This is a genomic window from Sphingomonas sp. LaA6.9 (assembly GCF_022601895.1).
GTDB lineage: Bacteria > Pseudomonadota > Alphaproteobacteria > Sphingomonadales > Sphingomonadaceae > Sphingobium_A.
Genome location: NZ_JAKVIO010000046.1, coordinates 19165 through 29626, shown reverse-complemented (window position 1 = coordinate 29626; position 10462 = coordinate 19165). Strand labels below are relative to the sequence as shown.

The following is a 10462-nucleotide window of genomic DNA, read 5'->3' as shown; positions in this document are numbered from 1 at the left end:
CCGTCCGCTTCCCGTCCTTGCAGCGCTCCTTCTCATGGGAGGCGCGAGCGTCGCTGTGCTCGCACAGATCGAGGGGAGCGATCGCGGCGTTACCCCCATCGACACCTCGGGAAGCCTCGAAGTGACGGGCGTGAAGGTCGATGTCTATGGCAAGACCGCCGATGCCGCGCGCTATGGCGGCTGGCGGCTGGCACAGCGCAAGGCGTGGAAGGCGCTCTGGGAAAAGCACCATCCGGGCACTGGCGCGCCGGGCCTGCCCGACAGCACGCTCGATTCGATCGTCGGCGGCATCGTTGTCGAGGACGAGCAGATCGGGCCCAACCGCTATGTCGCGCGCCTCGGCGTGCTCTTCGATCGCGCCCGCGCCGGCCAGATCCTCGGTGTGGGCGGCGTGGCGACGCGTTCGGCGCCCTATCTCGTGCTTCCGGTCCAGTGGTCCGGTGGCCGCCCTGAAAGCTTCGAGCACCGTACCGAATGGCAACAGGCCTGGGCACGCTTTCGCACGGGTTCGAGCCCGATCGACTATGTCCGCCCCGCCGGTACGGGCTCCGACCCGCTGCTGCTGAGCGCCGCACAGGCCGAGCGGCGCAATCGCGTCTGGTGGCGCGTGATCCTCGACCAGTTCGGCGCGGCCGACGTGCTCATCCCCAAGGTCCGGCTTGAGCGGCAATTTCCCGGCGGCCCCGTCACCGGCCATTTTACCGCTGGCTTTGGTCCCGACAGCAGGATCCTGACGCAATTCAGCCTGCGCGTCCGCAATGCCGGCGCGCTCGCCCAGATGCTCGACGAAGGCGTGCGCCGGATCGATGCGGCCTATGCGCAGGCGCTGAACGACGGCCGCCTGCGTCCCGACCCCTCGCTGATCATCGAGGAGCCCGTCGATCCCGAGGACCTCGAGGATGCGATCGAGACGGCGCTCGTGGACGATGGCGCGCTGACCAACGCGACCGCTGCCGCCAGCGCGACGATCACGATCCAGTTCGACACGCCCGATGCGGGCGCGGTCAGCCGCGGCGAGTCGGCGATCCGCTCGGTGCCGGGCATCAGCGGCGCGGCGACCACCAGCCTTGCGATCGGCGGTGTTTCGGTGATGCGCGTCACCTATGCGGGCGACATCGCGACACTGCGCGCCGCGCTCGCTGCGCGCGGCTGGCAGGTGCAGGAAGGGGCAGGGGTGCTGCGCATCCGTCGCGGCGCCGCGCAACCCGCGCCTCAGCCCGCGCCGCCCGCCGCCGGCAACGTCTCGGGCGACTGATCCGCGCATGAGCCAGATCGCGCTGCCACTGGACTGGCCCGCGGACGAGACCGATGCCGATTTCATCGTCAGCCCGTGCAACGCGGCGGCGGTCCGCCACCTTGAACATGTCGGCACCTGGCCCGTCTGGGCGACCTTGCTCGTCGGTCCGCGCAAGTCGGGACGCAGCCTGCTCGGCCGGATCTTCGCGCTGAAATCGCACGGCACGCTCATCGACAATGCCGAGGAGCAGGGTGAGGACCGCATCTTTCATGCCTGGAACATGGCGCAGGAAGCGCGGCGGCCGCTGCTCATCATTTCGGACCGGGCGCCGCCCGAATGGAAGCCACGGCTCGCCGACCTGCGGTCGCGGCTTGCAGCCACCCCGCTGGTCCGCATCGACCAGCCCGACGACACGCTGATCGATGCGCTGATCGAAAGGCTGCTGGCGCAGCGCGGCATCCTCACGCGGCCGGACTTTCGTGCCTATGCCACCGCACGAATCGAGCGCAGCTATGTCGCCGTCATGCGCTTCGTCGACCTCGTCGATCACCTCGCGCTCGAGAAGCGCGGGACGAAGATCGCGATTCCGCTGGCAAAACGGGTTCTCGCCGAGATGGGTGTAATCGACGAGTCACCACTTTTGTTCTAGAAGGAGGGGATGAGTAGCAAGCCAGCGCCCGTCCCCTTCGGCAATGACGACGACGTCGAAAGCGCCGCCGTCGCCAGTACGCGTTATTTCAACCGGGAGCTGAGCTGGCTCGCCTTCAACCGACGCGTGCTCGAGGAAGCGACAAACCGCGCGCACCCCCTGCTCGAACGGCTGCGTTTTCTCTCGATCTCTGGCAACAATCTCGATGAATTCTTCATGGTCCGCGTCGCCGGGCTGAAGGGGCAGCAGCTTCAGGACGTCGATCAACGGTCCGCCGACGGGCTGACGGTTTCGCAGCAGCTTGTGGCGATCTCCGAGCAGGCCGACCGGCTGATGGCCGATCAGCAGCGCATCTGGCTCGATATCAGGCGTGAACTCGGCAATGCGGGCATCAGGGTCCTCGGAGTCGACGAGATCGAAGGAGCGGCGCACGACTGGGCCGAGGCGCATTTTCGCGAGCAGATATTCCCGATTCTGACGCCGCAGGCGCTCGATCCCGCGCACCCGTTCCCCTTCATCCCCAACAAGGGGCTGAGCGTCGTGTTCGATCTCAAGCGCCAGTCCGATGGCGAGCCCATCCGCGAATTGCTGATGATACCCTCGACCTTGCCGCGCTTCGTGCGCGTTCCCGGCAAGGAGACCGCCTGTTACATCGCGATGGAGACGATGCTGCGGCGTTTCTCGGGGCTGTTGTTCCCGGGCTATGACGTCATCGGTTCGGGCGCCTTCCGGATCATCCGCGACAGCGACATCGAGATCGAGGAAGAGGCCGAGGATCTGGTCCGGTATTTCCGCAGCGCGATCAAGCGCCGGCGGCGGGGCAGGGTCATCCGCCTCAAGCTCGAAAACGGCATGACGCAGGACGTCGAGAATCTGGTCAAGGACGAACTCGGCGGCGAGGACGCGCTGATCACCGAAACCGTCAGCTTTCTGGGCGTGGGTGAGCTCGAGCAGCTCGTCGACGAAGATCGCCCCGACCTCAAATTCTCGCCCTATTCGCCGCGCTTTCCCGAGCGCATCCGCGAGCATGGCGGCGATTGCTTCGCCGCGATCCGCGCCAAGGACATCGTCGTCCACCACCCCTATGAAACTTTCGACGTCGTTCTCGCCTTTCTCAATCAGGCGGCGGCGGACCCCGACGTCGTCGCGATCAAGCAGACGCTCTACCGCGCGGGCAAGCAGTCCGCGGTGATCCGCGCGCTGATCGACGCCGCCGAGGCGGGCAAGTCGGTGACCGCGGTGGTCGAGCTGAAGGCGCGCTTCGACGAGGAACAGAACCTGCTCTGGGCCTCCGCGCTCGAACGCGCAGGCGTGCAGGTGGTCTACGGTTTCATCGACTGGAAGACGCACGCCAAGATATCGATGGTCGTGCGGCGCGAGGGCGGCACTTTCCGCACCTATTGCCACTTCGGCACGGGCAATTATCACCCGATCACCGCGCGCATCTATACCGATCTGAGCTTCTTCACTGCCGATCCGCGCATTGGCCGCGATGCCGCGCAGATCTTCAACTACATCACGGGTTACGTCGATCCCAGCCTCGAGGTGGTGACGATGAGCCCGAAAAACCTGCGCCCCCGGCTCTGCGAGCTGATCGATGGCGAGATCGCCAATGCCCGTGCGGGCAAGCCCGGCGCGATCTGGGCGAAGATGAACTCGCTCGTCGATCCCGACATCATCGAAAAGCTATACGAAGCGAGCGGCGCGGGGGTCGAGATCGACCTGATCATCCGCGGCATATGCTGTCTGCGCCCCGGGGTTCCGGGCATGTCGGACAATATTCGCGTGAAGTCTGTGATCGGCCGCTTTCTCGAGCACAGCCGCATCTGGGCGTTCGGCAATGGCAAGGAACTGCCCAATGACGGCGCGCAGGTCTTCATTTCCTCGGCCGACTGGATGCCCCGCAATTTCGATCGCCGCGTCGAATATATGCTCAAGATCGAGAACCGGACCGTGCACGACCAGGTGCTCGATCAGGTCATGCTCGCCAATCTCCTCGACAACGAACAGAGCTGGGAGCTTGATGCCGACGGCGAATATCATCGTGTCGAGCCGGGTGAGCGGCCTTTCAACCTGCACCGCTATTTCATGACGAACCCGTCGCTCTCGGGCCGCGGTGCGTCGCTCAGAAACAGCGATGCGGTGCCCAAGCTGAGCCTCAGACGGCGTCGCTGAGACTCGCCAAGCACCTTCGCGAAGTCTAGGGAGTGGCCATGGCCTCCGTCTCGCCAGTTGCGCGCACGCGCGCGCTCTCCCGCGCCGATCAGAGCGGGCGACGTGCGATCATCGATATCGGTTCCAACTCGATCCGGCTCGTCGTCTTCGACGGGCCCGAGCGGCTGCCCGCGATTCTTTTCAACGAAAAGGTCATGGCGGGGCTGGGCCGCAACCTGTCGCGCGACGGGCTGATCGACGCTGCAGCAGTCGAGGTGAGCGTGCGCGCGCTCAGGCGCTTCCGCCAGCTTTCGCTCGAAATGGGTGTTTCGAGCATCCGCACCGTCGCGACCGCCGCGGTGCGCGAGGCGAGGAATGCCTCCGAACTGCTCGCGCGGATCAGGGACATCGGCATCGACACCGAGTTGCTCTCGGGCCAGCAGGAGGCCGAAGCTGCGGGGCTGGGCGTTATCTCCGCGATCCCCGAGGCTGACGGCATAGTCGGCGATCTCGGCGGCGGCAGCCTCGAACTCATTCGCGTCAGGGATGGCCAGACGCTGGGCTCGGTCTCGCTGCCGCTCGGCGTGCTGCGCCTCGCCGCGATCCGGCAACAGGGCAAGACCGCGCTCAAGACGACGCTTGCCAAGATGCTCAAGAAGCAGGCCTGGCTGAGAGAAGCAAAGGGGCTGCCCTTCTATATGGTGGGTGGGTCATGGCGTGCGCTGGCGCGGCTCGACATGCACCTTTCGGATTATCCGCTGCCGATCATCCATCAATATCGGATGGAATCCGATCGCGCGCAGCATCTCGTCCGTTCGTTGGCCAAAGTCGACCGGAAGAAACTACAGGCGCTGCCGACGCTCAGCGACGCGCGTATCCCGACGTTGGGCAATGCGGGCCTTCTGCTTTCAGCGCTTGTCCGCGAACTCGACAGCAGCGAGCTGATCGTGTCGGCCTCGGGCCTGCGCGAAGGGCTGTTGTTCCAGATGCTCGATGCCGAGCAGCGCCGCGCCGACCCGCTGATCGTAGCGGCGCGTGCCGAGGGCGTGCGCGAAGGCCGCTTCCCCGAGCATGGAGATCTCCTCGAAGAGTGGATCGCGCCGCTCTTCGCCGACGAGACGGCAGAGGGCGCGCGCTTGCGCCATGCGGCGTGCCTGCTCGCCGATGTGGCCTGGCGCGCCAACCCCGAATTTCGCGCCGAACGCGGCCTCGAAACCGCGCTGCACGGCAACTGGGTCGGTATCGACGCGACAGGGCGTGCGATGATCGGGCAGGCGCTTGCGACCAGCTTTGGTGCAGGCGCGACGCCTCTGGCACAGCTTGAGCCGCTTGCTTCGCCCAGGGCGCTGCGCGATGCGGTCAACTGGGGGCTCGCGATGCGGCTGGGCCAGCGTTTCAGCGGGGGCGTCGCGACCCCGTTGCTCGCAAGCGCCGTATCAGTCCAGAACGGTGTGCTTGTTCTTGCGATCGATCGCAGTGAGACGAGTCTTTACGGCGAAGCTGTCGAACGCAGGCATCGCCAGCTCGCCAATGCGATGGGGCTGTCCTACCGGATGGTCGAGAAGGACTAGGCGGCGTGGGCAAGTTCAGGCCGTAAGCCAGCGTCCGGTTTCAAGCATCAGCTTGAGCGATCATTGCAACCAATTTGTCGTGGAAGCGGACGTTTCGCACCCTCGTCACCCCGGGCTTGACCCGGGGTCCCGCTTTTCACATGCATTCGGTGATGGAGCGCGCGAGACAAGGCGGCTGGGTAGATATCTGGAAGTTCGACCTGATCGAACGGAGCGATCCCGACTGGCAGGGCCTGTTCGACTTGGTGGCCTGACCCAATAAGCGGGACCCCGGATCAAGTCCGGGGTGACGACAAAGGAAGCGTCGCCTTTGCCGGCGTGTGCTGACAGTCCACTTCCGGTAAACAGCTCCTGTTATCGGCCATTAAGTCGCGTGGGCGCGGCGGGCTGAATTTGTTCGCCTATGCCGGGCGTCAGCCGCAGCTTGCGCGCGTCACCTTCATGTCGTCGTCATAGCTGATTGTCAGCCGGTCGTTCCGGAAATCCATCGTCATCGCTGAACGCGGCGGTCCCCAGCGCAGCGTACGTGCGCCGCTTGCCTTGAGCGCCGCCGCCCCAAGTTCGGCAGATACAGTCTGGCCCACGAACTGCTGAAGTGCGTCGCCCTTGCATCCCGCGGGAAGCTCCATGTCGTTGCCACCTCCTTCACCTTCGGCGGTGGTCGTAGCACAGCCCGCGAGCAGTACAGGCAGGATCATCAGGGGCAGGCGCATGGTCAGCTCTCCTCGTCGCTTTCGGCGCGGGTCATCACCAGTTTGCCGTGGCGGACGGCAAAGGCAAGCCTGCCCTCCACCAGCGCCAGCGCATCGCTGCCGAACTGCTCGAAGCGCCAGCCTTCGAGGATGGCGAGGCCCTTGCGGTTGCCCGCGGCAAGCATTTCAAGCTCCTCGGTCCGGGCAAGCAGCCTCGGGGCCACATTTGCGTCGCGCGCGCGGATCTTGAGGAGGAGCTTGAGCAGGTCCGCGACCAGCGCGCCTTCACGGCCGAGGCCGGGCTTGCGATCATCGCGCGAGGGCATCTCGGATGCCGGCAGCGGCTTTGCCGCCTCCAGCGCGGCCATCATCCGCGATCCGATGTCGTTGCCCGCCCAGCTCCCCGAAAGCCCGCGGACGCGCGCGAGGTCGGGTTGCACCTTGGGCGGGTGCGCCGCGAGATCGGCGAGCGTCTCGTCCTTGACGATTCGGCCGCGCGGCAGATTCTTGTTCTGCGCCTCGCGTTCGCGCCATGCCGCCAGCGCCTTCAGCCGTCCGAGCACTTCGGGCTTGCGGCTCGGTATCTTGACGCGCTGCCACACTTCTTCGGGCTCGTTCACATAGTTGGACGGCTCGGCGATCCGTTCCATCTCCTGATCGAGCCATGCGCCGCGGCCGGTCTTGCGCAGCTTTTCCAGCATGCGCGGAAATATCTTCGACAGATGAGTCACATCGCCGATCGCATATTCGATCTGGCGCTTGTCGAGCGGCCGGCGGCTCCAGTCGGTGAAGCGCGCACCCTTGTCCAGCGTGATTCCCAGCCAGCTGTCGACGAGGTTCGAATAGCCCACCTGATCGCCCTGGCCGAGCGCCATCGCCGCGATCTGCGTGTCGAACATCGGGTGCGGGGTCTTGCCCGTCAGGTTGTGGACGATCTCGATGTCCTGTCCGCCCGCGTGGAAGACCTTGAGCACGTCTTCGTTGTTGACGAGCAGGTTCAGCAGCGGCGTCAGATCCATGCCGTCGGCCTTGGGATCGATGGCGGCAGCCTCGCTCTCGTCGGCGATCTGGATCAGGCAGAGATCAGGCCAGTAACTGTTCTCGCGCATGAACTCGGTGTCGACCGCAATAAAGGGTGACCGGGCCAGGCGTTCGCAAAGCTGCGCAAGCGTTTCGGAATCGGTAATCAGAGGATGGATGTGCATCGAAGCCCCTTAGAGCCTGATCGCTTGAAGTGGAAGCGCTGCGCGCTTCCGCTGAAAGCGTGAATCAGGCTCTATTCCAATGGTTGAGACCTTGATTCACGCTTCGGGCTGGATCAGCCCGAAGCGATCAAGGTCTGGCGTCCGACTCGCGGCTTGACAAAGCGCCTTCTCCCCTGTGTTACGCGGCGTTCGTTCGCCCGATAACGGGCACAGCAGAAAAGAAGAGCTTCATGCACGCCTATCGCACGCACAATTGCGCCGAATTGCGCGCTTCCCATGTCGGGGAAACCGTCCGCCTCTCCGGCTGGATTCACCGCAAGCGCGATCATGGCGGACTGCTCTTTGTCGACCTGCGCGATCATTACGGCATCACCCAGATCGTTACCGATATCGATTCGGAGGCATTCAAGACGATCGATAGCGCGCGCGCCGAATCCGTCATCACGATCACGGGCGAGGTTGTCGCGCGTTCGGCCGAGACGAAGAACGCCAACCTCCCCACGGGCGAGATCGAGCTGCGCGCGCGTGACGTGACCGTTCAGTCGCAGGCGCAGGAACTGCCGCTCCCCGTTTTCGGCGATCAGGAATATCCCGAGGACATTCGCCTCAAATACCGATTCCTCGACCTGCGCCGCGAGCGCATCCACAACAATATCGTGCTGCGTTCCAGGGTGATCGCTTCGATCCGCCAGCGCATGATCGGGCAGGGCTTCACCGAGTTCCAGACGCCGATCCTGACCGCGTCGAGCCCCGAGGGCGCGCGCGACTATCTTGTCCCCAGCCGCGTCCATCCTGGCAAGTTCTATGCGCTCCCGCAGGCGCCGCAGATGTTCAAGCAGCTGCTGATGGTCGCGGGCTTCGATCGCTATTTCCAGATCGCGCCCTGCTTCCGCGATGAGGATGCGCGCGCCGACCGCAGCCCGGGCGAGTTCTACCAGCTCGATTTCGAGATGAGCTTCGTCACGCAGGACGACGTTTTCGCGGCGATCGAGCCCGTGCTCCACGGCGTCTTCGAGGAATTCGCCAACGGCCGCAGCGTCACGCCTTATCCGTTCCCGCGCATTCCCTACCGCGAGTCGATGCTGAAATACGGCAACGACAAGCCCGACCTGCGCAATCCTATCGTCATCCAGGACGTGACCGAGCATTTCCACGGCTCGGGCTTCGGGATCTTCGCCGGCATCGTTGCAGGCGGTGGCGTGATCCGCGCGATTCCGGCGCCCAGGGCGGGTGAAAAGAGCCGCAAGTTCTTCGACGAGATGAACGACTGGTCGCGCCAGGAGGGATTCTCGGGCCTCGGCTATATCAACATCAAGGGCGGCGAAGCGGGCGGCCCGATCGCCAAGAACCACGGGCCAGAAGCGACCGCGAAACTGATCGAAGCGCTCGGCCTCGGCCCCGACGACGGCGTGTTCTTCGCAGCCGGCAAGGAAGCCGATGCCGCGAAGCTCGCCGGCCTCGCGCGCACGCGCATCGGAGAACAGCTCGAGCTGATCGACCCCAACAAATTCGAATTCTGCTGGATCGTCGATTTCCCGATGTTCGAATATGACGAGGACAACAAGAAGGTCGATTTCAGCCACAACCCCTTCTCGATGCCACAGGGCGAGTTGGAGGCGCTGGAGAGCAAGGACCCGCTCGATATCCTCGCCTATCAGTACGACATCGTGTGCAACGGCGTCGAACTGTCGTCGGGCGCGATCCGGAACCACAGGCCCGAGATCATGTACAAGGCGTTCGAGATCGCCGGGTACAGCCAGCAAGAGGTCGACACCAATTTCGCGGGCATGATCAACGCGTTCAAGTTCGGCGCGCCCCCGCACGGCGGTTCGGCGCCCGGTATCGATCGCATCGTCATGCTGCTGGCGGACGAACCCAATATCCGCGAGGTCATCGTCTTCCCGATGAACCAGAAGGCCGAGGATCTGATGATGGGCGCGCCAAGCGAGGTCAGCCTCAAGCAACTCCGCGAGCTTCACATTCGTCTCGTCGAGCCCGCGCAGAAGTCCTGAACACTGTCCCATTTCCGTGCGATCGCGCGAAGCTGGGGGAGATCCCTCGACTTGGCGCGATGCGAACGGCTAAGGGAGGGCAGGAGGATCAGCCATGCCCATCGACCTTTCGGACTATGAAAAAGGCGAAAAGTTCGACGGCGACTATGACGAAGCGCTGAAATCCGCGCAGGAGCGGCTCTCGCACATCCAGGCCGCCTATATCTGCCGCGGCGCGCGCGCCATTCTCGTCTTCGAAGGATGGGATGCGGCGGGGAAGGGCGGCGCGATCGGCCGCCTCACCGCCGAACTCGATCCGCGCTATTTCGAGGTGTGGCCGATCCAGGCGCCGACGGTCGAGGAGAAGGAGCGCCATTTCCTCTGGCGCTTCTGGCAGAAACTGCCCGGCGCGTCCGACATCAACATCTTCGACCGCAGCTGGTACGGGCGCGTGCTCGTCGAGCGCGTCGAGGGTTTCGCGAGCGAGGCCGAATGGCGTCGCGGCTATGACGAGATCAACGAGTTCGAGGCGCAGCAAAGGGATTGCGGCACGACGATCGTCAAGCTGTTCCTCCACATCACCCAGGAAGAGCAGGACAAGCGCATCCGCGCGCGTCTCGATCATCCGTGGAAGCGGTGGAAGACCGGAACCGAGGATTTTCGCAACCGCGCCAGGCGCGACGACTATCTTGCCGCGCTGCAGGACATGTTCGATCGCACCGATACGCGCTGGGCGCCATGGAAGGTGTTCGACGCCAACAACAAGAAGGCGGTGCGTGTCGCGATCCTCAACTATGTCGCCGACCGGCTCTCGGCCAATGTGAACATGGAGCCGCCCGCACTCGATCCCGAAGTGCTCAAGGTCGCTGCCGAGCAGATTGGATACCGCGCCGACTAAGACATCGTTGATCGACGGGGTCGATCATGCAGCGCTGAATAATCGATTGGATGATCTGCTGCGTT

Annotated in this window: 8 protein-coding genes; 6 read left to right on the top strand and 2 right to left on the bottom strand. The window is 64.4% G+C overall.

The genetic code is table 11. The annotated features are described in order from the left end of the window. The 4 genes from MKI88_RS18130 to MKI88_RS18115 form a co-directional block, all read left to right on the top strand. Positions 1-1255 (top strand): heavy-metal-associated domain-containing protein (locus MKI88_RS18130; RefSeq protein WP_348636275.1); only part of this gene is annotated, 1255 nt, incomplete at its 5' end. A 7-nt stretch (positions 1256-1262) separates the two neighbouring features. Further along, the gene (locus MKI88_RS18125) at positions 1263-1886 is read left to right on the top strand and encodes a DnaA ATPase domain-containing protein (protein WP_241632957.1); all 624 of its coding nucleotides are present in this window, start codon (positions 1263-1265) and stop codon (positions 1884-1886) included. 9 nt (positions 1887-1895) lie between these two features. Continuing rightward, complete coding sequence (locus MKI88_RS18120; protein ID WP_241632956.1) at positions 1896-4061, top strand: RNA degradosome polyphosphate kinase; 2166 nt, start codon at positions 1896-1898, stop codon at positions 4059-4061. A 38-nt stretch (positions 4062-4099) separates the two neighbouring features. Next, positions 4100-5611, top strand: a complete 1512-nt coding sequence (locus tag MKI88_RS18115; protein ID WP_241632955.1) for a Ppx/GppA family phosphatase — start codon at positions 4100-4102, stop codon at positions 5609-5611. Between the two features lie 413 nt (positions 5612-6024). Here MKI88_RS18115 and MKI88_RS18110 read toward each other — a convergent pair whose 3' ends face one another. After that, positions 6025-6324: an I78 family peptidase inhibitor gene (locus MKI88_RS18110; protein ID WP_241632954.1), complete on the bottom strand. Its 300-nt coding sequence runs from the start codon at positions 6322-6324 to the stop codon at positions 6025-6027. A gap of 2 nt (positions 6325-6326) precedes the next feature. Further along, entirely contained in the window at positions 6327-7508 is a 1182-nt protein-coding gene (rnd, locus tag MKI88_RS18105) for a ribonuclease D (RefSeq protein WP_241632953.1), read from the bottom strand. A gap of 230 nt (positions 7509-7738) precedes the next feature. Between rnd and aspS the strand changes: the two genes are divergently transcribed. Then, the gene (gene aspS / locus MKI88_RS18100; RefSeq protein ID WP_241632952.1) at positions 7739-9520 is read left to right on the top strand and encodes an aspartate--tRNA ligase; all 1782 of its coding nucleotides are present in this window, start codon (positions 7739-7741) and stop codon (positions 9518-9520) included. A gap of 94 nt (positions 9521-9614) precedes the next feature. Then, on the top strand, positions 9615-10397 hold the full coding sequence (locus MKI88_RS18095) for a polyphosphate kinase 2 family protein (RefSeq protein WP_241632951.1): 783 nt from the start codon (positions 9615-9617) through the stop codon (positions 10395-10397). The last annotated feature ends 65 nt before the right edge of the window (positions 10398-10462 follow it).

Excerpts from the sequence above, each read along its gene's own strand:
- MKI88_RS18095 (WP_241632951.1), top strand. The coding sequence starts at position 9,615 with ATGCCCATCGACCTTTCGGACTATGAAAAAGGCGAAAAGTTCGACGGC.
- rnd (WP_241632953.1), bottom strand. The coding sequence starts at position 7,508 with ATGCACATCCATCCTCTGATTACCGATTCCGAAACGCTTGCGCAGCTT.
- aspS (WP_241632952.1), top strand. The coding sequence starts at position 7,739 with ATGCACGCCTATCGCACGCACAATTGCGCCGAATTGCGCGCTTCCCAT.
- MKI88_RS18125 (WP_241632957.1), top strand. The coding sequence starts at position 1,263 with ATGAGCCAGATCGCGCTGCCACTGGACTGGCCCGCGGACGAGACCGAT.
- MKI88_RS18110 (WP_241632954.1), bottom strand. The coding sequence starts at position 6,324 with ATGCGCCTGCCCCTGATGATCCTGCCTGTACTGCTCGCGGGCTGTGCT.
- MKI88_RS18115 (WP_241632955.1), top strand. The coding sequence starts at position 4,100 with ATGGCCTCCGTCTCGCCAGTTGCGCGCACGCGCGCGCTCTCCCGCGCC.
- MKI88_RS18120 (WP_241632956.1), top strand. The coding sequence starts at position 1,896 with ATGAGTAGCAAGCCAGCGCCCGTCCCCTTCGGCAATGACGACGACGTC.